The 22,354-nt window shown below is 48.3% G+C and carries 24 protein-coding genes and 1 tRNA gene; 5 read left to right on the top strand and 20 right to left on the bottom strand.

Annotated features, from left to right (window positions below):
* Nucleotides 1-7: 7 nt before the first annotated feature.
* Entirely contained in the window at nt 8-940 is a 933-nt protein-coding gene (locus tag NH568_RS21320; RefSeq protein WP_138545105.1) for a chemotaxis protein CheV, read from the bottom strand.
* 139 nt (nt 941-1,079) lie between these two features.
* On the opposite strand from NH568_RS21320, the gene flgA reads away from it, so the two are divergent.
* The 3 genes from flgA (at nt 1,080) to NH568_RS21305 (ending at nt 2,624) form a co-directional block, all read left to right on the top strand.
* On the top strand, nt 1,080-1,793 hold the full coding sequence (flgA, locus tag NH568_RS21315; protein ID WP_253050685.1) for a flagellar basal body P-ring formation chaperone FlgA: 714 nt from the start codon (nt 1,080-1,082) through the stop codon (nt 1,791-1,793).
* A 71-nt stretch (nt 1,794-1,864) separates the two neighbouring features.
* A complete protein-coding gene (gene flgM / locus NH568_RS21310) occupies nt 1,865-2,188 on the top strand; it encodes a flagellar biosynthesis anti-sigma factor FlgM (protein WP_239401770.1) in 324 nt (107 codons plus the stop codon).
* Between the two features lie 7 nt (nt 2,189-2,195).
* On the top strand, nt 2,196-2,624 hold the full coding sequence (locus NH568_RS21305) for a flagellar protein FlgN (RefSeq protein WP_253050683.1): 429 nt from the start codon (nt 2,196-2,198) through the stop codon (nt 2,622-2,624).
* Between the two features lie 29 nt (nt 2,625-2,653).
* On the opposite strand, the gene NH568_RS21300 is transcribed toward NH568_RS21305, so the two are convergent.
* The 3 genes from NH568_RS21300 to NH568_RS21290 form a co-directional block, all read right to left on the bottom strand.
* Nucleotides 2,654-2,995, bottom strand: coding sequence for a hypothetical protein (locus NH568_RS21300; RefSeq protein ID WP_253050681.1), 342 nt, complete (start codon nt 2,993-2,995; stop codon nt 2,654-2,656).
* Nucleotides 2,995-3,486, bottom strand: coding sequence for an ImmA/IrrE family metallo-endopeptidase (locus NH568_RS21295; protein ID WP_253050679.1), 492 nt, complete (start codon nt 3,484-3,486; stop codon nt 2,995-2,997). Before NH568_RS21295 ends, NH568_RS21300 begins: the two co-directional genes overlap by 1 nt.
* Before the next feature lie 130 nt (nt 3,487-3,616).
* Complete coding sequence (locus NH568_RS21290; RefSeq protein WP_253050677.1) at nt 3,617-4,117, bottom strand: LPP20 family lipoprotein; 501 nt, start codon at nt 4,115-4,117, stop codon at nt 3,617-3,619.
* 134 nt (nt 4,118-4,251) lie between these two features.
* On the opposite strand from NH568_RS21290, the gene NH568_RS21285 reads away from it, so the two are divergent.
* Complete coding sequence (locus NH568_RS21285) at nt 4,252-5,442, top strand: flagellar assembly protein T N-terminal domain-containing protein (protein ID WP_253050676.1); 1,191 nt, start codon at nt 4,252-4,254, stop codon at nt 5,440-5,442.
* 132 nt (nt 5,443-5,574) lie between these two features.
* Here the strand turns inward: NH568_RS21285 and NH568_RS21280 are convergent.
* The 15 genes from NH568_RS21280 to rppH form a co-directional block, all read right to left on the bottom strand.
* A tRNA-Arg gene (locus tag NH568_RS21280) sits at nt 5,575-5,649 on the bottom strand.
* 131 nt (nt 5,650-5,780) lie between these two features.
* The gene (locus NH568_RS21275) at nt 5,781-6,443 is read right to left on the bottom strand and encodes a FlgO family outer membrane protein (RefSeq protein ID WP_253050675.1); all 663 of its coding nucleotides are present in this window, start codon (nt 6,441-6,443) and stop codon (nt 5,781-5,783) included.
* Nucleotides 6,443-7,096, bottom strand: coding sequence for a FlgO family outer membrane protein (locus tag NH568_RS21270; protein ID WP_253050671.1), 654 nt, complete (start codon nt 7,094-7,096; stop codon nt 6,443-6,445). The genes NH568_RS21275 and NH568_RS21270 overlap by 1 nt, the downstream gene beginning before the upstream one ends.
* A gap of 11 nt (nt 7,097-7,107) precedes the next feature.
* Nucleotides 7,108-7,704 carry a FlgO family outer membrane protein gene (locus NH568_RS21265; RefSeq protein WP_253050669.1) on the bottom strand — a complete coding sequence of 199 codons (597 nt, stop codon included), beginning with the start codon at nt 7,702-7,704 and terminating at the stop codon, nt 7,108-7,110.
* A 66-nt stretch (nt 7,705-7,770) separates the two neighbouring features.
* Nucleotides 7,771-8,457 carry an SPOR domain-containing protein gene (locus NH568_RS21260; RefSeq protein WP_253050667.1) on the bottom strand — a complete coding sequence of 229 codons (687 nt, stop codon included), beginning with the start codon at nt 8,455-8,457 and terminating at the stop codon, nt 7,771-7,773.
* A 12-nt stretch (nt 8,458-8,469) separates the two neighbouring features.
* Nucleotides 8,470-11,445 carry a carboxypeptidase regulatory-like domain-containing protein gene (locus NH568_RS21255; protein WP_253050665.1) on the bottom strand — a complete coding sequence of 992 codons (2,976 nt, stop codon included), beginning with the start codon at nt 11,443-11,445 and terminating at the stop codon, nt 8,470-8,472.
* A gap of 13 nt (nt 11,446-11,458) precedes the next feature.
* Nucleotides 11,459-12,271, bottom strand: a complete 813-nt coding sequence (locus tag NH568_RS21250) for a fimbria/pilus periplasmic chaperone (protein WP_253050663.1) — start codon at nt 12,269-12,271, stop codon at nt 11,459-11,461.
* A gap of 52 nt (nt 12,272-12,323) precedes the next feature.
* Nucleotides 12,324-12,767 carry a DUF4402 domain-containing protein gene (locus NH568_RS21245; RefSeq protein ID WP_253050661.1) on the bottom strand — a complete coding sequence of 148 codons (444 nt, stop codon included), beginning with the start codon at nt 12,765-12,767 and terminating at the stop codon, nt 12,324-12,326.
* Between the two features lie 51 nt (nt 12,768-12,818).
* On the bottom strand, nt 12,819-13,391 hold the full coding sequence (locus NH568_RS21240) for a DUF4402 domain-containing protein (protein WP_253050659.1): 573 nt from the start codon (nt 13,389-13,391) through the stop codon (nt 12,819-12,821).
* Nucleotides 13,392-13,622: 231 nt separating this feature from the next.
* On the bottom strand, nt 13,623-14,237 hold the full coding sequence (locus tag NH568_RS21235; protein ID WP_253050657.1) for a hypothetical protein: 615 nt from the start codon (nt 14,235-14,237) through the stop codon (nt 13,623-13,625).
* Between the two features lie 69 nt (nt 14,238-14,306).
* Nucleotides 14,307-15,140: a thymidylate synthase gene (locus NH568_RS21230; protein ID WP_253050655.1), complete on the bottom strand. Its 834-nt coding sequence runs from the start codon at nt 15,138-15,140 to the stop codon at nt 14,307-14,309.
* A gap of 152 nt (nt 15,141-15,292) precedes the next feature.
* Nucleotides 15,293-16,087, bottom strand: coding sequence for a prolipoprotein diacylglyceryl transferase (gene lgt / locus NH568_RS21225; RefSeq protein WP_253050654.1), 795 nt, complete (start codon nt 16,085-16,087; stop codon nt 15,293-15,295).
* A gap of 9 nt (nt 16,088-16,096) precedes the next feature.
* Nucleotides 16,097-16,909: a sulfite exporter TauE/SafE family protein gene (locus tag NH568_RS21220; RefSeq protein ID WP_253050652.1), complete on the bottom strand. Its 813-nt coding sequence runs from the start codon at nt 16,907-16,909 to the stop codon at nt 16,097-16,099.
* 66 nt (nt 16,910-16,975) lie between these two features.
* The gene (ptsP, locus tag NH568_RS21215) at nt 16,976-19,255 is read right to left on the bottom strand and encodes a phosphoenolpyruvate--protein phosphotransferase (RefSeq protein ID WP_253050651.1); all 2,280 of its coding nucleotides are present in this window, start codon (nt 19,253-19,255) and stop codon (nt 16,976-16,978) included.
* Nucleotides 19,256-19,357: 102 nt separating this feature from the next.
* On the bottom strand, nt 19,358-19,876 hold the full coding sequence (gene rppH, locus NH568_RS21210; RefSeq protein ID WP_054017354.1) for an RNA pyrophosphohydrolase: 519 nt from the start codon (nt 19,874-19,876) through the stop codon (nt 19,358-19,360).
* A 428-nt stretch (nt 19,877-20,304) separates the two neighbouring features.
* Between rppH and mutH the strand changes: the two genes are divergently transcribed.
* Complete coding sequence (mutH, locus tag NH568_RS21205) at nt 20,305-20,979, top strand: DNA mismatch repair endonuclease MutH (RefSeq protein WP_349288024.1); 675 nt, start codon at nt 20,305-20,307, stop codon at nt 20,977-20,979.
* A gap of 68 nt (nt 20,980-21,047) precedes the next feature.
* On the opposite strand, the gene eno is transcribed toward mutH, so the two are convergent.
* The gene (eno, locus tag NH568_RS21200; protein WP_253050649.1) at nt 21,048-22,340 is read right to left on the bottom strand and encodes a phosphopyruvate hydratase; all 1,293 of its coding nucleotides are present in this window, start codon (nt 22,338-22,340) and stop codon (nt 21,048-21,050) included.
* Between the last annotated feature and the right edge of the window lie 14 nt (nt 22,341-22,354).

Here is a 22,354-nt window from a genome sequence, read left to right as displayed (position 1 = left end):
CCACTAATTAATCGCAATGAACCCATTTTTTCACGGCTGTTGCCAATTCATCGGGGTTAAATTTAGCAATAAAATCATCAGCACCGACCTTTTCGATCATTGCGTGATTAAAGACGCCACTCAGTGAAGTATGTAAAATAACGTGCAAAGGCGCCAGCTTAGGATCTGCTTTTATCTCGGCGGTGAGTGTGTAACCGTCCATTTCTGGCATTTCAACATCTGAGATCAGCAGGCCAACACGCTCAGTGACATCATTCTGACAATCCATTTCCGCGATTTCTTTTAAGCGAAGTAGCGCTTCTTTACCATTTTTGGCCAGTTCGGTTTGCACACCAAGTGGCTCAAGCGCACGCTTAACCTGATTACGGGCAACCGCAGAGTCGTCGGCGATAAAGACAATACGCTCACCGAGGTCACGCTGCATTTCACCGTCAGCGACAATTTCCTGACTCACCTCTGTATTGATTGGGCAGATCTCATTGAGGATCTTTTCTACGTCGAGGATCTCAACCAGCTCATTTTCGATCTCTGTTACCGCCGTCAAATAGGAATAGCGACCTGCACCTGAAGGCGGAGGCATGATTTTTTCCCAGTTCATATTCACTATGCGCTCCACCGCACCCACCAAAAAGCCCTGCACTGAGCGGTTATACTCGGCAATGATAATAAAGCAGTCTTTAATATTTTCGATGGGTGGTCCGCCGACAGCCAGGGACATGTCAATAACGGAAATCGTTTGCCCACGAATATGTGCTACCCCTCTGATAAAGGCGTTAGATTTAGGCATCGCCGTTAGGGGTGGACACTGAAGCACTTCTCTTACTTTGAATACATTGATCCCAAAGCGTTGACGCCCTCTGAGGCGAAATAGTAAAAGTTCAAGTCGGTTTTGACCCACCAACTGCGTTCGTTGGTTTACTGAGTCCAAAATACCTGCCATGTCATTCTCCTGCTATAAAACTGCTTATCGGAACAATGTTTGCTTGTACTCTACCATTCAAAGTCGCCCTTGAAGCGGTGAGGCAAATCACGCAAAATCTTTATACCTTGTTTCACCCCATAAGCATAGTCGAAACATCATGAGTTTGTTAAAAATTACATTATCCGCTTATTTCTTTCCCATAGTGGCATATTTTTTAGCCACGTCATTTGCTTATGGTCAAACCTATGAGTCAAAAGATATTGAAAAAATAGCAATAGATTTCATCTCGGAACAGCTCCCTGCCCCAACCCAGGCAGAAGAGCAACAGCAGGTGTCAGCTTTGCCATTAGATACTCGCTTGTCTCAGCGCCAGTGTCAGCGACCCTTGCAAGTCAGCAGTAAGTCCAGTCCGCCTTTTAATCGCCAGGTTACTGTGATGGTGCGCTGCGAAGACCTTGAATCCTGGGTTCAGTTTGTTCATGTAAAAATCGAAACACTGTTACCTGTGATAGTCAGCACCCGGATGCTGGACAAGGGCGTCCTGTTAACTGCAGATGATTTAACAATCGAAATGCGCCCCAAACACTTTGTCCGAGCAGCTAATATCGACAATATATCGCTACTCATTGGCAGCAAAACCAAACGCCGTGTTCAACAAGGCAAGCCAATCAGCATGTTTCAGATTTGCATGATTTGCAAGGGGGATAACGTGACAATTCTGGCCAGTGATGGCACACTAATGATTAAAACAAGTGGTATTGCCTTGCAGGATGGGAACTTAGGAGAGCAAATCCGGGTCAAAAATGCGAGGTCAGGTAAAACGGTGCTTGCACGGGTGAAAGATGTTGATTCAGTAGCAGTCAAAATCTGATTTTTTTGCTAAAGTAAGCGAATGGCTTGCCGATATAAAGGCTGAAGCAATTTAACTAACGGGTCATCATCATGGTAAACAACATTAACGGTCAAAATCAGCCGAACAATGTTGCAACAAATGCAAAGCAACAACGTGCTGAATTACAAAGAAATGAAGCAAGTAATACCGCTGCTAAACCGCAAGCTCAGGCCAAAGCTGCAGCGGATTCAGTAAGCCTGACACCACAAGCACAGCAACTGAAAGGGCTTCAGGAAAAAGCGCAACAGGCGCCCTCCTTCGACAGTAAGAAAGTCGAAGAGCTGAAAAAAGCCATTGCTGAAGGCAAATATCAGGTGGATAGTGAAAAGCTGGCAAAAAATATTGCCGCCTTTGAGTTCGATTTATTTGGATAGAGTATAAGTGGACGACCAAACGGCACTGTGTGCCCATCAGCTAACAGCGCAAATTAATCTTCTGGAAGCTCTGACCCAGCTTCTGGACGATGAGTTAGAGGCGCTTGCCTCTCGCAATGGCGACAACCTCAAAGAGATTGCACGCGATAAGCTCAATACACTCAACCAGCTTCAAAAGCTGGATAAAGACCTGTCCAAGTACCCGCAAAGCACCTTCAGCAATGATGAGATCACCCCGTTAACCGAGCAAATTAAAGAGTTACTGTATCGCTGCAAGAAACAAAATGACGTTAACGCGCAGGCAGCACACCAGGCACAACTCACGGTGCGTGAACTCAAAGATATTTTGATTGGTGCGCCGACCTCTATGACCTATGGGCAAGATGGCAGTGTTGTTTCAAATATGGGTGAGTTAGTTAAGAACCTTAAAGCCTGATAGTCCGCTTTTTAATCAGGCTTAGTCAGCTAAGGCTTAGTGGGAAACAAGTTCTTGGTGATCACCAAGATAACACCGAATACCTCAGCCAATGTACCTGCCATATATAAATTAAGTGTCCACTCTTCAAATTGCAGCTTTTGCAGACCCACCAGTACGAGTACTACATTCATAATCAACAGCTGAACAACCAGAATACCAATAAACCACCATGCATATTTTTGCTTTAAATCCCGGTCAGATTCGGCATCTTTGACCTTTTGCGCCTGCATGGGGTCAACATTGGTAAACTTATTTTCTTTGAAGTTGTGTTTGATCTGCGCAGCAAGCGATGAATGCTCTGCTTTTTGTTCTTCCCTGCTCTGTGTCATTACAGCAAGTCCAGTGCATTTAGCTTATATTTGAGGGCTTCAACAGATACGCCGAAGTGGATTGCCATTTCAAAGTGGGCGACTTTCTTGCGATGGAGCTTTTTCACTTCTTCATTGGGCATGAGTAAGTTGGCAGCAAACTGGTTGGCAAACACCTCTTCTTCGTCTTCGCCGGTGGATGCACTGGGACCTCTGAGATCAATGTACTCATACTCTTTATCCGTGTTATCGGATTCAATGCGGGAAATGTAGTGCCCAAGCTCGTGGGCACAGCTAAATCGTTTGCGATTTAAATGATCGTCCTGATGCAGCACAATCACGGGATCCGTTCCGGCTTCTTTGATCAACGCCCCAGATACTTTTTCTGGTAGCGCCATCTCCACGACGTCAAGCCCAAGTGACTTGCAGATAGTCACAGGATCAACCGGAAACTGGTTATCACTCCACAGCCGTTTAAGCACCTTTTGAGCTTCAGTTCTTGGGTCCAGCACAGACCAGCCTCCATTTACCTTGAAATACACCTCTGATATTCAGAGGTGATGTGTATATTTAAACAGTATAAATTGAAGGCACACTGAAAGCAAAGGGCATAATTGGCCGACCTGACCCGACAGGCCTGGCTCAGTAATAAGTGACACGCTCCACTTTACGTGGTTTAACCTCACCAATATACAAATCGTAAACCCGCTTCATATCAAGCTCCAGTTCCGTGGTGTAGATGTCTCCCACCGCATAGCTTTTCATGACTTTGGCGCCTCGGATCAGGCCCTGCACCTGGCTGCGTAACCCATCATTCTGCGCCACTGCGCCCTGTACTGTGGTGCTGGCACTCAATCGGTGACCATACACCTGCTCTGCAAGCTCGCGGTAGGCTTCAAGCTTAGAGACCTTAATGGCCATCAGCATTTTTTCACTGTCACTGCTGCCCGGCTGAGAGCTCAACGGAGCATAACCAACCGCCTTGAGCACGGGATAAGAGTCGGGTTTCACATAGCTGTATTCAACATGCTTGTCTATGATAGAGCTACATCCCGCAAGACCCAGTGCCGCAGCCGTAACAACAGCACAGGATTTGAGCAGGTTGACTACCCGCTGACGCCAAAGCGCTCTAAACTGATTCATAGGGTAACTCCTCTGTGTGGCACATTTGCCATATCATCAAGTAACAAATCTTTATGCACAAACCTTGCCAATACCTTTGGCACAGGACTTGCTGTGCTAAGTTAGAGATTTGCTTAAAGTTCGGTAATAAAGTCATGAAATTGTCGCGTATTATGAGTGTGTTACTGGCTACCGCCAGTTTTGGGGCCAGCGCAGAGTGGTTTGAGGTCACGGGCTACGCCAATGCACACACAGAAGATCTGGCCGAAGCTCGCCAGGAAGCCGTGCAGGACGCCATTACTCAGGCGTTGATCTTCTCGGGCGCCACGGTATCTAGTGTTACCACACTGGCCGATGGGGTATTGACGCAAGATCAAATCAAGATAAAGAGCCATGGCGAGATCCAGCAGATCAACCTCGTTTCCGAACAAAAGCAAGATGGGATCGTCAGTGTCACTTTGCATCTGGATATTTTCCCCAAGCTGGAGCAGTGCGCACAAGCGGCGATTGCAAAACAAGTAACCATTACACAAAGCCAGCTGATCCAGCCTCATCAGGCCAGACTGGGTCAAATTTTTGACATCGCAAAAGCCAGCAGTGAGCGGCTTTATCATACACTGGCACAGCGCAACCTCACCGTTAAGCCGATCCCATACCTGGATCATGCGATCAATGCTCGGCCGTTTTTTACCCAACGTTTTGAATATGATGGGCAGCTGATTGACTCTCTGACCATGTTAAGCAACAGTCAGTATGTACTAATGAGCCAGATCACCGACATTGCAGCGGGAGATAAAACCAACGATGACTACGCATTCTGGCAGGATGAAGAATATGTGCGCAGCTTTAAAATCGACTTTGTTGCATTTGATGCCCTGACCCGCGACAAGGTCTGGCAGAAACACTACGCCGTCAGCGGCGTCTGGCCTTTTGAAAAAACCAAGATTGTTGATGTCTACAGCGATACCTTTTGGCGTACCAACTATGCCAAGCAGATCCAGAGCGTCTTTAACAGCGTGGCCCAGGATCTGGACTCTGCACTGTCATGCTTGCCCAGCAGAGGTAAAATATTACATCGCGAGCAAGGCAAGTTAGTGATAAATCTTGGCCGTAATCACGGCATTGAAGCAGGACAGCTGCTCACCATTTCTCATCGACGAGATATGCAGGGCACGACCAATCAGTTTTTCCCACAAAGCATCAAAACCCTCAACCAGGTGCGTATCATTCAGGTCAATGCGCAAAATGCCATTGCAGAAAACATCTCAGAGCGGCCGCTGAATAATATCCAGATCAATGATTTAGTCGAAGTCATGGTACAGAAACAGGAAGACTTTGCGCTGTAAGCGCTCTACTTCGATAAAACACACAGTGAGGATTAATAATCCCTCCAATAATTTGGATTACCTATACCATTTTTGGTCGTTTCTACTGAGGTGTGATTGCTATATCAGAATTGATTTATAAGAGAAAAACGCTGGCGGCCCCTGCAGGAATCGAACCTGCAACTATCCCTTAGGAGGGGACTGTTATATCCATTTAACTAAGAGGCCGTGTCGCTGACGAAAATACTAAGCGTTTTCGGGCAATTGGTCAACCGATTGATTCTTAATAAAATTTAAATGATGTATTCGCTAGGGAGAGAAACGGCAAAGGCAAAGAGCTGCACTTTGCCGCTCAACGATCAACGTGATGCGGTTGCGCCGGGATCTAAGACGAAATATGGGATAGTTACCATACAGCTGGCAACCACCAGCCGGCTTTCAAAATCCAGCAACCGTGCATTGACTTCTACACCCCGATCCCGATAGATCATAGTACCGGACAACACATGACTCGGATCCGGTTTACCGGGTAAGGCTCTGCTGTCCCGAGAAAATAAGAAATCTCCACTGCGGGTCACCTGGATCTGTTGCTGTGATTTGAAATCAAGGGCTGCATAGCCCAGTTTTTGAAATGCGTGTATCAGGTTTTCAGCCAGTTGATTACCCAGCTGATTGCTGCTTCTGAGTGTATCGTCAAAGCTGACAAAGCTGGTGACAGCCACAGAATGGGGGTGAACCCCCAGTAATGAATCAGACAACTCCAGCGCTATCTGAGAGGCATAGTTTGCCACCTGTTTTCGATGACGTTCGCTCACAAACCCAGGTTCAACGGGGTGCTCGGCGTCTGGCGCCTGCTCCTCCAATGCTTCATACAGCACTTCTATTTCACGAAATTTGGCCACTTTAGGTGCCATAGGTGTTGTGGTCACTGTCTGCGGAGCTGGCTGTGAACTCATCATCTGACAGCCACTTAACAGCAACACCGACACCGTTAACCCGCTCAGAATGTGTGTTTTCATCATCACTCACCCGCTCGTTGTAACCGGATCCCTTCATGGATCGCGCCATCTCTCAGCGCATTCACGACAGCCTGAGGCAGGAACCCTTGTGCAGTGCCGACCACGACCTTACTTTGCATTCCAACAATGCGGGCATTGACTAAGATCCCGCCCTGATGGTTAGATAAGGTGCCGGCCAGAACATATTTGAACGGCAGCTCATCAGACAACTCCAAAAAGTCGCGACTAAAAATAAAGTCGCCGTGTTTGGTAACCCGCATGAAGTCCGTCGTCTTAAAGTCAATCACTGGCACACCAAAGTTATGCAGCTCATGAATAAAGCTTTCGGCAATCTGGTTGCCCAATAACGTAGCATGGTTAAAGTCTTCATCCAGAAAGACAAAGCTGGATACGGCTACTGGCGTCTGATCATTAATGTATTTAACATTGCTCACCATGTCCTGCATCAGCTTCTGCACATAATGAGTCACATTTTTAGCCGCCATGCGCTGCGAGACAGTCATTTGTTGTACGCCTCTGGGATGGGCCTGAAACTGCTCCGACGCATTGAACTGACCTGGCGCTGACGTCGTTTCCTGATGCTTTGTCATACCCAGTTGTGTACACCCAAACAGGGACAGGGTTGGTAACATAAGCGCTATCACAGATTTTTTCATCTTTGTCTCCACTAATACTGGCCGCGATGCAACTTGCCATCTCGCATTTGGGCTTTTTCATTGCCCCATAAAACTGCTTTGGGCACAGATATGGTCGCAGCGGATGCAGTACGACTATCAAGCATAGTGATCAATCTGGCATTGATCGTGTAATGGTCGTGGCTTTCGCTGATGGTACCCGTCAAAGCCAGGTCAAATTTATGACGCTCGCGCAGCAGGGCAATATCACGGTTTAATAAGTTATCGGCACTATCCGACAAAGTTAAAGTGCGCTGGAGCCGAAACTCCACCACTTCCAGGCCCATTTGCGTCACATAACTGATCAAGCTTTCCTGAACCTGAGTACTGAGACCACTGCCCTGATTGCTTGCTACGGCATTGCCAAGTTGATCCGCAAGATAAAAACTCGTGACGGCAACCGTGGCGCCGGGCTTCAATGGGCGACTATGCTCCCCCAAAGCGGCAGCAAGTTGCCCCATGTATTGATGCAATGTCGGCAAGGGTGGCGCTTGTTCCACCTTCTTTTGTTGCTGCGTCTTCATGATTCCGGCGCAGCCACTGAGCAGCACCGACAGGGCCAGTGCAGCTATCACAGCAGGAAGTTGCATAATGATCACCTCTTTCTATTTGTCGAAACAAATGCAAAAAGCGATCCACAATGCTGAGAATAGCCACTATAACGTGATTGGATTGTCAGTGTAATGACTCAGCAGACACTGTGGATGAAATGGCTTTAACTTGTCGCACAGTGCCTGACCTTGCGTTTTATTTTCAAACGCGCCAAGTTTCAACCGAAAGTATCTTTGGCCACGAATTTCGACTTGCTCAACGTTTACCGGCTGTTCCTGTAACGGCGGATAACTTTTGATCAGCCGCTGATGAACCGTTTTTAGCTGACTTTGCTTCCTGGTTGATGCCAGCTGAACTGCAAACTCTGCTTTGTCCGTTTTTGCAGGTAACTTAGGTTTCACATCGCGCGTCGCTTTCGTCGCTTCCTTGTTTTCACCAGGTGCAGACTGCACAGCAAGACCGCCATGGTTGCTCTGCGGTTGTTCAACAATATCGGGAGACTTTGCCACTTTTGCAACCATAACATCCCCGGAGGGCTGAGTTGCAGGTGCCAGTGCCAGCTGTAACTGTGTCGTCAGTAAATTCAGCTCCTGCTCAATACTTAGCAATTCACTGACCTGAGGCGCAACCTGCTGCCACTGCTCGACACTGCGCTTTATTTGTTCAACATCGGTATGCAACTGAGCCAGTTGCTGCTCAAGTTGGGCAAGGCGCTGCTCATCCTGGCCTGTACTGGCACAGCCACTGAGCACAACCAGCAAGGGCCATACCAGATAAGAATATAACTTCATCGCTCACTCCTCTTATAACTTCAGTTCTGTGTCTTCAAGCTGACAGGGAACGCCAGCGCTTTGCAATGACTCGCAACGTTGCTGCAGTTGTGTGGTATCTGCGCCCTGGTAAATGAACGCGATCCCCAACACATAGGACTTGGCTTTATCATCAAAAACATAAAATGGAGGCTCTGGTACCAAACTGCTATGACGTTGACGGAGCAACAGCGCATAAGTTTTTAAGACTGCCAGTGACGTAAAACGCCCGGCAGAAAGAACTGTGACGGCTTTAGTCGACTGTGGTGCCAACTGCAAATCGACTTCCACCAGCACATCCCCCAGCTCGGACAGGACCACCTCAACCTGATCGCTATGTGTCAGGTCACGCCTTGCAGCACTTGTCACTTTTGCCTGATAGCGGCCAGGCTTAACACCCGTAAATACATAGTACCCATCGTATGCCGCCTCTGTTCTGGCAGCCTCCTGTCCATGCTCATCAATCAGAGTTACTTCTGCATAAGGCAGAGGCGCATTATCGGTGTCCGTTTGTTGGTACACAACCCCTTCTATTTCGCTGGTGTTCACCAGGGGAAATTCAAGATACTCGACAAAGCCTCGCCGTGGCGTGATTGCAACCCCTTCACTTGCGGGAACAACAAAAGGCATTTCAAGACTCTGAGTATCAATCACCATGTCTGTTTTTTGGTTAACAGGCATACCACTGAGCAAAACCAGCCCCTGTTCATCGGTTTTGCCCTGCATATAATTTTGCAACGCCCGGATCCGCACATCAGGCACCACTTCGTCATCCGCATCAAATACCCCATTGGCATTATGATCCAGATAGACCTTAACCAATACAGCCCCGTTGCTCGCCAGTCGCCGCTGGCTGATCAGCAATTGCTCGCTCTCATTGTGATACCCGAAACTGAACTGGCCATTGACTCCCAGCGCCCATTCATCATCACTGTCGTAGCTCACCTGGCTGTTAAGGCGTATTTTATCACCCAGCCAGTTCAATCCTAATTCACTCTTTTGGTAGTCGGTATCAAGCGTTTCCCGAAAGCTCAACTCAACGTTAAACTGCTCGTTCAGGCTACGGTAAAACCTTGTTTCATAGGCCGTTAGCTCGCTGTATGGATGCAAGTCATAGTCTAAAATCAGTCGGCCAAAGACGCGACCTAAACGGGTTTGAAATCGCAGCTGACCAGCGGTTGTATGGTCCATTGCAGAACTGCTGGATTGCCGTTGCAGCTGATTACTGACGTTCACACGGCCAAACGACATGCCCACCCGATTGGTCAATACTGTGTATTCGCTGCCCTGATCGGTGCGATTCCACTGTATCTGATTTTGATAGGAAAGCGGCTTGTCGAGTACATTCACCGTACCCGACATCACCATATTCAGGCCCTGACTGTGGCGGTATTCTTCACTCGCTTGCACGCCTGTGAGCCGCCGCCGTTGTGTTTGCCAGCTGGTGCTGATGGCCTGCCCCGCCCACTCAGTTCTGGCGCTGAGTTGAGCCTGATATTGAGCGTCACTGTCGTGAGATAAATCCAGATTTAGCAGCATTTTTTTCCACAGGCTCAGCGTACCACCTGCCGTCAGGATACGCTCTGTCACCGACTCATTCGTTAAAGCCTGTGAGATACCCGCATATACCGAGATATCATCGGAAATACCAAGATCGTAACGACCGTCGAACTGCCAACCTGAACGAGACGTTGGTGCCCAGTCATTGTTAAACACCGAGCCGCCCACATCTGTTACTGACACATCAAAATAGCCCTGGCCACTATCCAGCCCTGTGCCTTCTACAAAATAGCTGCGCTGTTCGCGCTCTACTTGCCCCTGAGGACCATATTTGACCAACTCAAACTGATTGCTACCAAAATACAGAGGAATACGGTCAAAATCATAGCGACCCGTTTGGATCTGAAGCTGCTGTGCGACTAACAGGCCATTATGATACAGCTCAACGTCCCAGCCAGCTTGCACTGAACCACTGATCTGTACGCTTTGCTCCTGAGTTTCATTGTGCAAAGGTTTATCTGCAACACGCACCCCGACACCTTGTCCTGAAGGTTGCCCGGCACCAACGTGTGTTGCAAGAATATCACCTACCTCGACCTGAGTGGCTTTAAGGCTCCCCAACAGGCGGCCTTGCCCATCTTCGCGCTTGCCTTTAAGGCGGCCCTGATCAACAACATCTCCGTCCGTGCCTGAAACAAAGTACTCAACATTCCAGAACGCGAGGTCATGTGCCCCAAGCATAGAATAGTAATTGGTATCCTCTTTATTGTCGCGACGATAGCCAAACTGAACATCTATCAGTGGTGACGACAACATCTGGTAAGCATTCGGTTTCCAGGTTAGTCTGGAGGCCGAATTGCCTTGATGCTGAACCAAACGACGCTCCGCCCGAGCCTGACGCTCAAGTGCTGGCAATGGCTCAGGACTCTGCACACTGAGCCTTTGATCTGTATAATTGAACTGTAAATCGAGCCCAAACCAGTCTGCAACTAAGGCTGACTCGACAAACACTTCACCTTGCGTATGCAATACATCTTGCTGCGCAATGACATGTTGCTGCTCGTTGACCTGCGCCACCCTTTGCTCGCTATCAAAGGCAAAAGTGCGTTCAGGGCTGAGATACCAGCCAGAGAAATAATCAGCTTTTTCGTCGTCACTGATGGCAAAATCCAGTACGGCAAATAAGCTGCGCAACTCAATTTTTGCATCTCGCTGGCTTTTGACCGCAAACACTTCACCCAGATAGACATTGTCGGCATACACAGACAAAAACAAATCTTCCCCTTCGGGGATACCCGTTTGTTTTGACTGGTTGCTCACTGTCAGGCTGGCTTTAGACTGTGTCAGCTTGGCCTGGATACGTTGCAACGTACTGAGAGCTTTGAAGAGATCCTGCTGCTGAGCACTATAGGCAGGCATGGCGCTTCCCCATGACAGCCCAATTAGCAAGATCAGAACAAACCTCACCATCTAACCACCTGGATCAGCGCAAAGTGACAGGGAAGATGCGCTCCGCAAATGGTATTCCCTGATATTCACCACTGCCGGTATACACGACTTTTAACTCCCCGGCACGCGCTCCCTGCATAATGCTCGGGTCTATCAGCTTTAACTGCAAGTGCGACTGACTGACCTCAGGGTAAATGCTATAGCTGCTCACCATGGCGGCTTCTTGCCATTTGGCCGTGTTGTGGCCACGCCAAAATACACTGACCTGACCAAACGTACTGGAGTCCCCCTGACGAGATAGCGCCAACTTAAGAGTATCATAACGACCACTTTCTCCCCGGCTCACCTTGGCACTATCTATGGTGACCTGCGGCACAGATGTCGATTGGCGGTAAATCACTGGAATACTGTAACTCATAATCATATTCAGCCTGATCCCAACTCCCTTCTGTGCAGTGTCTTTTTTCTCAGGCAATGCCTGAAAGAACAGGTGTGAACGGTATTCACCCGCGGCCATGTCTTTTTTTCGCCGCAAAGCGAGTTTAACGACCTGACGTTCACCCGGTGCAAGGCGCACCTGCTTCGGTGTCATTCTCAGCAAGCCACTTAAACGCCCGGGGTTTTCCTGCTCAGACACATCTTTATACCCTCCCTCAGGCAGAGCTCGTTTTTCTTTAAAGCTCAAACGGTAAGTTTTGTACTCCTGGCTGTTGTTAATCAGAAATACTTTGGCATTTCGCTGGCGCTCATCAAACACAACCCGGGTGGGTGAAATCAATAGATTGGCCTGAGACTGAGCGGCACAAAACAATAGCACCAACAGCATGATGTGAGTAATATATTTCATTGGATCTTGCCTATTTTACTTCTAACGGCGATGAAAGAGAGTGTGTGCTTACTTAATAGCTGACTTCGACGCTGATGGTTGTCTCATATTGTCCATCCAGGTAGCTGCCAGCATGAGGCATACTCTGCAATGTCCCTCCTATCACAAGCCGGGCGCGACCATATCGATCGGTGAAGACCCTGGCCGGGTGAAGGAGCTGAATAACACGCAATTCTCCCTGGCTGATAAGCTGAGTATGTGCCAGCTCATCATCGAGTATATCTGTTGAGATATTCAGATAGACACCAACAGGAAAGGACTCCAGTACAAGCTCAGCCGGGTGCCCTTTTTCGACTACATGGATACTGCCAGAGGAGCTTGTTCCGCCGCTCCGTGACACAGTAACCGTGCCGGCCACACTGGGGTCTGCCACAATAACAGTGCCGAAGTTCAGATCAGCATTGAGTATTATACTTGCCTGACAGAACATACTGCCCACCAAGCTGACGAGTAGCAAAAGCGCCTTCATATGAAACTGGCGGGCTGTTCACTCACCCGCCAAAGCAGATTAGTAGCTCAGCTCAACACTGAACGTACCTTCGTACTCGCCGTCGATATAGTTACCCGCAGCGGCACTGGTTGTTGTCAGCGTTGCGCCCACATTAAACGCAATTTTACCGTCAGCATCAGCCTGTACTGTGGTTGTTGCCGGGGCTGGTGATGTGCCAGAAGTCACATAGTAGGTGAAAGTACCTAGCTTAAAGCCGGGTGTTGTTGGTGGCAAATCTTTCGGTAAGACATCGGTTTCTGTCGGATCGGTAATTGTCAGCGTCGCATAGGGTGAAATACCCTCAACGGTAAATTTCGCTGGCGTACCTGGTTCCAGAATCGCAATCTCTGCTTTTGTCACATCAGTTGAGTCAGCCCGAGGCGCAGTATTGGGGTTTGCAGCGATAATCAGAGTCGCCGTTTCTACACCACCTGTGTCACCACTGGCACGTATAGTACCAAAGCTAAGCGGCTCGGCATTTTCAAACGTGAAGATATTTCTTACAGTTACGGATGCTTTGAATTCCGCAGGCTGCGCTGCAGCCAGTAAAGGCATTGCAGCCAGAATTGAGAGTAGAGAGTACTTGTTCATTAACTTTTCCATCAGCTAGTCCTTTTCATTAAATAGCCGCTTCCATATCCGGCCAAACCACACGTGCAGCGCTTTTCACTGAACGTACAACTAAGACTTTATAATGATTTTATCAATTCATTTGAGTGCCCTTGGGTAGAAAGGTGCTCAATTTGAATAAAAACACTACTCAGACTTCTTTTATATCGTACCTAAATACAAAATCTTTAAGATTATTTCAATGTTTTTTAGCTAGTTAACCAATTTACAAGGTTGACCACTGGCTTGAATAAGACGGCAAAACACGGCACTTTCTTGCACAGACATGAACCCGGAAGCCTGGGAGAGATAAAACTGAGTGCCATTTACCGCCGGTGTTTGTAAATATAATGATACAGTATTGAACATCTCAGGGTAGTAACTTTGTATTAGAGACAAAGACGCTCTGATCCGTTCATTTTGTGCCTGGGCGCGCGCGTTCAAGAGGTGGCGACCAAACTGTACGACAATGGAGCCTTTACTTGGTGAAATGGACAGTTCGCTGGCAGAAGCTGGCGCCACTTGGTGAGTTACAACGTTTTTCTCTGGCTGAGCGATTTTTTCTTCAAGCGGCTGTATGTCATGAGCAGAAGATAATAAGGTCAGTAGCTGAGACAAGTCCTGCTCCATCGCAGCGACACGCTCAATGCCCGCTTTGTGCTCATTATAGGTCTTGATCAACTCTGCCCTGGCAAGCGCTTCAGCCTCTTCGTCGACGGATGGCTTTGAGCTACACGCAGGCAAAAGCCCGGCTACTGCCAGTAATGTGGCCAACATACCAACACGCCGATGACGCATTAGCTGAGTCACTATGGAATGGATGGACATAACGTCTTTCTCTTTCTACTACAAGCGGCCTTAGCTGGCCGCCTACCACAAAACGAAAATAGCTTAAGATCAAATCGCAACCGGGGCTTTGATATTGGGATCGGCGTTGTAGCCTTCAATCGCAAAATCCTCAAACCGGTAGTCATAAATAGACTCGGGCTTGCGCAAAATGTTCAATGTGGGCAGTCCCTTAGGTTCACGTTGCAACTGTTGTTCAATCTGCTCCATATGATTTGAATAGGCATGCAAATCACCAAAGCTGACAATGACCTCTCCAGGTTCCAGATCACACTGTTGCGCCAGCATATGTACCAGCAAAGACAAGCTCGCAATATTATAGGGCAGCCCCAGAAAGATATCTGAGCTGCGAATATACAACTGCCCTGACAGCTTACCGTCTGCGACATAAAACTGATACAGCAAATGACACGGAGGCAAGGCCATACGACCAGCTTCAACATTCTCTTGCGGGCTCATCGACTCATCCGGCAGATACTCAACGTTCCAGCCATGGAACAGAATACGACGACTGTTGGGGTTGTTTTTTAACGTATCAACAACATAGTCGATCTGGTTAATGTCACCACCGTCTTTGGTAGGCCAGGCTGTCCACTGTTTACCATATATTGGACCCAGCTCACCATCTTCCAGCGCCCACTCATCCCAGATTTTAACGCCGTTTTCATTGAGCCAGGTTTTGTTGGTGTCGCCTTTAAGAAACCAGATCAACTCGTTGGCAATACTCTTAAAGTGTAACTTTTTGGTGGTCAGCAAAGGAAAGCCATCTTTGAGGTTATGGCGGATCTGACGGCCAAACACGGAGCGCGTCCCTGTACCAGTGCGGTCCCCTTTCTGGGTGCCGTTTTCTAATACATCTCGCAATAACTCCAAATACACTTTCATGCTTTACTCCTCACAATGATCTCACGATTGACCCTGCTCAAGGGCTTTGTATAGCACGAAAGTATACTACGTTCGCAGGCTCGGGTAACTAATTCACGGTAGGATTTATTGGCAGGTAAAACGGGACCCCAAGATTAGGGTCCCGGTGTGGTTTAAGCGCGTGCTGTCACAGTGCGTTTGTGGCTCCAGATCATCAAGCCCAGGCCACCGATGACCATAGGTAGGGACAGAATCTGCCCCTGAGAAATCATACCTGCGTACAAGCCGATATGTGCATCCGGTTCGCGGAAGTATTCAACAATGAAACGGAAAGAGCCGTAACCGAGTAAAAACAGGCCAGCAACACTGCCCGCCGGGCGAGCCTGTTTTCTGTACCAAATCAGTATGATAAACAACACTAACCCTTCCAGGAATGCTTCATAAAGTTGCGATGGGTGACGGGCAACCGGGCCGCCTGTCGGGAAAACAACTGCCCACGGAACATCCGTAGCTCGGCCCCATAACTCACCATTGATAAAGTTACCAATGCGTCCTGCAAGTAAACCAACCGGCACCATAGGCACGACAAAGTCGCCCACAGCCAGTGGTGATTTCTTAAACCGCCAGGCAAAGATAAAAATACCGGCTATCACGCCCAGCGCGCCGCCATGGAATGACATGCCGCCCTGGTCGATACGCAATAAATACATTGGGTTTTCAAGGAAGTGACTGAACTGATAAAACAACACATAGCCAATTCGACCGCCCAATATTACGCCGAGCATGCCGTAAAACAGCAGATCACTGACCTCATCTTTGGTCCAGCCAGAATTAGGCTTATCAGCCTCTTTGTTTGCCCACCACATCGCAAACGCAAAACCGATTAAATACATTACGCCATACCAGCGCACACTTAGGGGTCCAATCGAGAATATAATTGGATCGATTTCTGGAAACTGCAAAGCCATCGCTTTCCCTCAATAAAATAACATTTTTCCCGCAATCACCACGAGCAGCAATGCGAACACTTTCTTAATCACTGGCACTGGCAGATAGTGCGTTGCTTTGGCCCCGATAGGAGCGACAAACCAAGAAGTCAGCACAATACCAAATAACGCCGGCAAATACACAAAACCGGCAAATCCATCGGTCAATTTCAATGTCTGACCACCCGAGACCACATAACCCACGGAGCCAAACAGCGCAATCACGATGCCGCTGACTGCGGCACAGCCAATTGCTTTACGCATATCGACAGAAAAATAACTGAGCAAGGGCACAATTAACACACCCCCACCGATGCCAATCATGGCAGACAATGCGCCCATCAGGGTCGTAATACTTGCCAAAATGGGACCGGACGGCAAACCACGCGGCTTTTCAGGGGCATTTGATTGTGAACTGAATACCATTTTAGCGGCGATTAGCAACACAGAAATGACAAACGTCCACTTTACCCAATGTACCGGGATAAGGGCGACCATAAAGCCACTGATCAAAGCCCCCACAGCGACGCCTGCCATTACCCAGGGAGCGATATCCCAGGGTACATTATGATTGCGATGATGCGCCAATGCAGAAGAGGTTGAGGTAAACAAGATTGAAGCCAGCGAAGTCGCTATCGCGACAACAATCACATAGTCGCTGGCCAGCACCTCAAAGTACAACAGAATGGCGGACAATACAGGTACAATGATCAGCCCTCCGCCAATACCGAGTAACCCAGCCAGAAAGCCGACAACACAGCCAAGTAAGGCACAGCACAGAATGAGTAACACACTGATTGTCATAAAGACACTCTTATTATTAGGGGCGCGTTATAGTAGCGTATCTGCGCACGTGTCTCCAGTCGTGGTTCAGGCTGTATCACTTTTGGTATACAGCAACTCACTGAGGCCTTGCGCTATCATAAACTCGCGCAGCAGTCTGTGTACCTGCTTAGCGCTGGATGCTGTGAGACACTGGGTGAGCAAGGCTTCCATATCTTTGACGGCAAGCCTGCGTAGTGTCCACTTTATTTTATTTAACGATGAGATATTCATGCTGAGACGACGAAACCCCATAGCAACGAGTAAAATCGCGCCTTGCGGCTCACCACCCAGCTCCCCGCATAAACTAAAAGGCAGCTCAAGCTGCTGGCAGTCGTCGGCTATTTTTTTCAGGACCCGCAACACACTAGGATGATATGGTTCAAACAACTCGGCGACCTGCGCATTGGCTCTGTCTACTGCCAGCAGATACTGCGTCAAGTCGTTACTACCCACAGAGCAAAAGTCGACCTTGTCGGCCCACTCGGGCAGTAAAAAGATGCTCGATGGCACTTCCAGCATGACGCCGATGTCGGGCTTATCTATGGTATAAAACTGATCGGCCCACTCTTCTTGCAGCTCAAAGTATGCCTGCTCCAGCAGTGCCAGTGCTTCATCAACCTCTTCAGTGTGACTGACCATGGGCAACATAATTCTCAGGTTACCTAACCCCGCATTGGCTTTGAGCATGGCTTTGAGCTGATCTAAAAACAACTCTGGATGGTCCAGAGTTACCCTGATCCCTCGCCAGCCCAAAAATGGGTTGTCCTCACTGATATTGAAGTAGTCCAGTACTTTATCACCGCCAATATCCAGCGTTCGCATAATCACAGGTTCAGGGTGATAACGCGCCAGTACGTCCCGATACCAACTCTCCTGCTCCGCCTGCGAAGGAAATTGTCCTCGCTGCATAAACCAGGCTTCAGTGCGATACAACCCCACACCATCACAATACTTGGCACTGAGGTGCTCGGTAGACAGATCCAGACCAGCATTAAGCAGCAAGCTTATCCGTTCTCCGTCCGCGGTAACGGAAGGTAAATGATGCTCGGCTTCAAATTTATCGTGCAGCTGGCCCTCTTTAAGCTTCAGTGCTGAATATTCATTGCGCAGCACATCAGAAGGCGAAATATAGACACGGCCGGCATAGGCATCGAGGATCATGTCTTTGCCATCAAATTGCAGCAAGGGAAGATCTTCAATCCCCCAGATAGCCGGAATACCCATTGCCCGAGTCAGAATCGAGGCATGCGAATTTGCTGAGCCATGGACGCTGATCACCCCTTTGAGCTTGTCTTTGGGTACTTCGGCCAGCATCGCCGGTGTCAGCTCATTGGCAATTAAAATGGTATTGTCCGGGTAGCTTTTTACCATGCTTTCTGTGCTGACCAGATGATGCAATACCCTGAGTCCCAAATCTCTGACATCAACCGCCCGCTCCCGAATGTATGGATCAGACATTGCTTCAAATTGTGTCACCAGCTCAACAATCACATGCTTTAACGCTGATTTTGCATTCCAGCCTTGCTCCAGCTGTTGCTCCACACGCTGTCCCAGGCTTCGTGCATCCAGTAGTTGCTGATACACCTCAAAGACAGCCAGGGCTTCTTTGGGTAATGAATCACTGAGGGTGTTTTTCAGGACATGAAACTCTTGCCGGGTAGCGGCCACTGCTTGCTGGAATAATTGCCGTTGCTGATGGACTTGTTCACATTGCTGAGATTCAATACTGGCAAAATCTAATTTGGGGATCACCACAAAAGCTTCACCCAGAGCAATGCCAGGCGCACTTGCCACGCCTTTGAGTACCGATGTTTTATGGCTGGATGCATCCTGCTTAAGCACCGACTGTAACTCGACCTGTGCAAGCTGAGAAGCCAACTGAACGGACAGCGTGATTAAAAAGGACTCTTCATCATGACTAAAGACACGCTCTTCACGCTGCTGAACTACAATCACGCCCAGTACTTTACGTTGGTGTACAACCGGCACTGACAAAAAAGCGTTATAGCCTTCTTCGTGCACTTCGGCATGCAGTTTAAACCTGGGGTGACTTTGTGCATGGGCAATATTGATGGGCTCTTCTCGCTGAGCAACCAGCCCAACAAGCCCCTCAGTAAAGCCAACCCGAAAGTGCCCGACAGCATCCGGGTTGAGGCCGTCGCTGGCCATAAGTACAAAGTTATCCTGGCTATAATCGGCGAAATAAACGGAACAACACTCAGTGTGCATTGCGTCCTTTACCATCATCACAAAGCGAGATAAAGCCGTTTCGAGATTATCCTGCTGTGAGACCACCTCTGCGATAGTCCGTAATGTTGCTAACACACCTGACTCCTAAATTGGTAGAAATCGCTCTGTACTGCTCATTTACTCTTTCTGTCTTTTCGACCCTTTATACTACTCAGGTACTTACTTCTCACTTGTTACTTAACGACGTCGCCAGTGATCTTTATGCGAATGCTCTTTGCGGTTAAACGGCATAGCAAACGGCGCAAACTCTTTCATTACCCGACGATACACATCGCGTTTGAACGAGACTACCTGACGTACAGGGTACCAGTAGCTGACCCAGCGCCAGTCGTCAAATTCGGGGTGATGAGTACGCATCAAGTCTACATCTTCATCTTTGCACTTGAGTTTCAGTAGAAACCATTTTTGCTTTTGGCCAATACAGACTGGGCTCGAATCTTTGCGGATCAGTCGCTTTGGCAGTTTATAGCGTAACCAATGTTTTGAACTTGCAACGATTTCTACATCTTCCGGCCGCAACCCTACTTCTTCATGCAGCTCTCGGTACATGGTTTGTTCTGGCGTTTCTCCTTCATCCACGCCACCTTGTGGAAACTGCCATGAATGCTGGCCATAGCGGCGCGCCCAAAATACCTGCCCCTGATTGTTACAAATAACAATACCTACATTGGCACGAAATCCTTCGGCATCAATCACCTTAAGTGCCTCGTATACTTTTTTATATGAATTTGATTGTTCCACAACTCTGGGCACTGGGCAAATTTAATTCCTGCTTTTACGCAACTTACCCACAACTTGTGCATAAGTTTAATTATTCATGATGATTTTACAAACAAATCCACAATACGATGGTGAATTTAGCATTTTCTCCACAGAATCTGTGGATAATTATGTTTATATACTTGTATTTATCCAAAGCATGGCTGTTTTTAAATCACATCCTTATTGATTGAAATACAAAAAAGCCATATAAATCATGGAATTAATTACTTAAACTGATAAAGTCACAGCTTAAAGAGTAGCCCACAACGAAGACGTTCAAAAAACACACAAATATATTTTAATCCACATCGATGATTTGATTTTGGTACCATACACCACCACCACAACAAAGTGAGTCAAACGTGCAAAAACCCACTCCCCCACACTCAATTGCTGAACTCATGGCTCGAGTTGATGCCATTGCCGGACAAACTCTGGGAGAGATAGCCGCACAGTTTCATTTTAAAACTCCTCAGGACTTGAACCGCGAAAAAGGCTGGCCTGGCCAGCTTATTGAATATGTGCTTGGCGCCAGCGCAGGCTCGAAACCCGTACCTGACTTTGAGTTTATTGGTGTAGAGCTTAAAACCTTACCCATTGGGTATCACGGAAAACCACTCGAAACCACATATGTGTCTGTGGTACCACTGACCAACCTGACTGGATTGCGCTGGCAGGACAGTACCGTTAAGAAAAAGCTGAATCATGTCTTGTGGCTACCTATTTTAGCTGAGCGGGATATTCCCCCTGTAGATAGAACAATCGGCACGGGATTTCTCTGGCAGCCAAATAAATTACAGGAACACCAGTTGCGGCGAGACTGGGAAGAGCAGATAGAATTAATTGCGCTTGGCCGTGTTGATGAGATCAGCGGTAAACTGGGCGAGGTCATGCAGATCCGGCCGAAAGCCGCCAACAGTAAAGCGCTGACCGATGCCATTGGCCCAAAAGGTAAACTCATAAAAACGTTGCCCCGGGGGTTTTATCTGAAAATGCAGTTTACTCAGGGTATCCTGGCCGAGCAGTTTGCCGGGTAAATAAACCGACAATGACTGGCACAAAAAAGCCGCGTAAGTTACGCGGCTTTTCAGTCAGTTAATATTAATTACTGACCTTTGATCTCGCTGCGACCTTTGTAGATGGCTTTGTCGCCCAGCGCTTCTTCGATACGTAGCAACTGGTTGTACTTAGCAACACGGTCAGAGCGGCACAGTGAGCCAGTCTTAATTTGACCAGCAGCGGTGCCCACAGCTAAATCAGCGATAGTTGCGTCTTCTGTTTCGCCTGAACGGTGAGAGATAACCGCAGTGAAGCCTGCGTCCTGTGCCATCTTGATTGCGTCCAGAGTTTCAGACAGTGAACCAATCTGGTTGAACTTGATCAGGATTGAGTTACCGATTTGCTCGTCGATACCACGCTTAAGGATCTTGGTGTTGGTTACGAACAGGTCATCACCTACCAGCTGTACTTTGTCACCGATCTTATCAGTCAGGATCTTCCACCCTGCCCAGTCGCTTTCGTCCAGACCGTCTTCGATAGACACGATTGGGTAACGTGCCGCTAAGTCTGCCAGGAAGCCAGCGAAACCTTCTGAGTCAAACGCTTTACCTTCGCCCTGCAGGTCGTATTTACCATCTTTGTAGAACTCAGAAGCCGCACAGTCCAGTGCCAGCGTAACGTCTTTGTTCATCTCGTAGCCCGCAGCTGCAACCGCTTCAACGATCACTTCCAGTGCTTCTTCGTTTGATTTAAGGTCTGGTGCAAAACCACCTTCATCACCTACCGCTGTATTCAGGCCACGTGACTTCAATACTTTCTTCAGGCTGTGGAAGATTTCTGCGCCCATGCGCAGTGCTTCACGGAAGCTTTTTGCGCCCACAGGCTGAACCATGAACTCCTGGATATCAACGTTGTTGTCAGCGTGCTCGCCGCCGTTCAGGATGTTCATCATAGGTACTGGCATGGAGTACTGGCCAGAAGTGCCGTTGATGTCAGCAATGTGCTCGTACAGCGCCACGCCTTTTTCTTGTGCTGCCGCTTTAGCCGTTGCTAAAGACACAGCCAGGATCGCGTTAGCACCCAGCTTTTCTTTATTTTCAGTGCCATCCAGGTCCAGCATCAGCTGGTCAATCGCACGTTGTTCAAGGGCATTGTGTCCGTTCAGGGCTGCTGCGATTTCGTTGTTAACATAGTTTACCGCGGTCAGTACACCTTTACCCAGGTAACGAGCTTTATCACCGTCACGTAATTCAAGTGCTTCGCGAGTTCCTGTTGATGCACCTGATGGTGCACATGCGCGGCCCCATGCACCCGACTCTAAATGAACATCGGCTTCAACGGTAGGGTTACCACGTGAGTCCATAACTTCACGGCCAATCACTTTTACGATTTTTGACATCTTGATTCCTCTTT

It is taken from the genome of Pseudoalteromonas sp. XMcav2-N (genome assembly GCF_024124545.1).
Lineage (GTDB): Bacteria > Pseudomonadota > Gammaproteobacteria > Enterobacterales > Alteromonadaceae > Pseudoalteromonas.
This window is presented reverse-complemented; position numbering and strand designations above follow the sequence as displayed.

Coding starts and splice junctions, on each gene's coding strand:
- NH568_RS21320 (WP_138545105.1), bottom strand. CDS start 940: ATGGCAGGTATTTTGGACTCAGTAAACCAACGAACGCAGTTGGTGGGT.
- flgA (WP_253050685.1), top strand. CDS start 1,080: ATGAGTTTGTTAAAAATTACATTATCCGCTTATTTCTTTCCCATAGTG.
- flgM (WP_239401770.1), top strand. CDS start 1,865: ATGGTAAACAACATTAACGGTCAAAATCAGCCGAACAATGTTGCAACA.
- NH568_RS21300 (WP_253050681.1), bottom strand. CDS start 2,995: ATGACACAGAGCAGGGAAGAACAAAAAGCAGAGCATTCATCGCTTGCT.
- NH568_RS21290 (WP_253050677.1), bottom strand. CDS start 4,117: ATGAATCAGTTTAGAGCGCTTTGGCGTCAGCGGGTAGTCAACCTGCTC.
- NH568_RS21285 (WP_253050676.1), top strand. CDS start 4,252: ATGAAATTGTCGCGTATTATGAGTGTGTTACTGGCTACCGCCAGTTTT.
- NH568_RS21275 (WP_253050675.1), bottom strand. CDS start 6,443: ATGATGAAAACACACATTCTGAGCGGGTTAACGGTGTCGGTGTTGCTG.
- NH568_RS21270 (WP_253050671.1), bottom strand. CDS start 7,096: ATGAAAAAATCTGTGATAGCGCTTATGTTACCAACCCTGTCCCTGTTT.
- NH568_RS21265 (WP_253050669.1), bottom strand. CDS start 7,704: ATGCAACTTCCTGCTGTGATAGCTGCACTGGCCCTGTCGGTGCTGCTC.
- NH568_RS21260 (WP_253050667.1), bottom strand. CDS start 8,457: ATGAAGTTATATTCTTATCTGGTATGGCCCTTGCTGGTTGTGCTCAGT.
- NH568_RS21255 (WP_253050665.1), bottom strand. CDS start 11,445: ATGGTGAGGTTTGTTCTGATCTTGCTAATTGGGCTGTCATGGGGAAGC.
- NH568_RS21250 (WP_253050663.1), bottom strand. CDS start 12,271: ATGAAATATATTACTCACATCATGCTGTTGGTGCTATTGTTTTGTGCC.
- NH568_RS21240 (WP_253050659.1), bottom strand. CDS start 13,391: ATGAACAAGTACTCTCTACTCTCAATTCTGGCTGCAATGCCTTTACTG.
- NH568_RS21235 (WP_253050657.1), bottom strand. CDS start 14,237: ATGTCCATCCATTCCATAGTGACTCAGCTAATGCGTCATCGGCGTGTT.
- NH568_RS21230 (WP_253050655.1), bottom strand. CDS start 15,140: ATGAAAGTGTATTTGGAGTTATTGCGAGATGTATTAGAAAACGGCACC.
- lgt (WP_253050654.1), bottom strand. CDS start 16,087: ATGGCTTTGCAGTTTCCAGAAATCGATCCAATTATATTCTCGATTGGA.
- NH568_RS21220 (WP_253050652.1), bottom strand. CDS start 16,909: ATGACAATCAGTGTGTTACTCATTCTGTGCTGTGCCTTACTTGGCTGT.
- eno (WP_253050649.1), bottom strand. CDS start 22,340: ATGTCAAAAATCGTAAAAGTGATTGGCCGTGAAGTTATGGACTCACGT.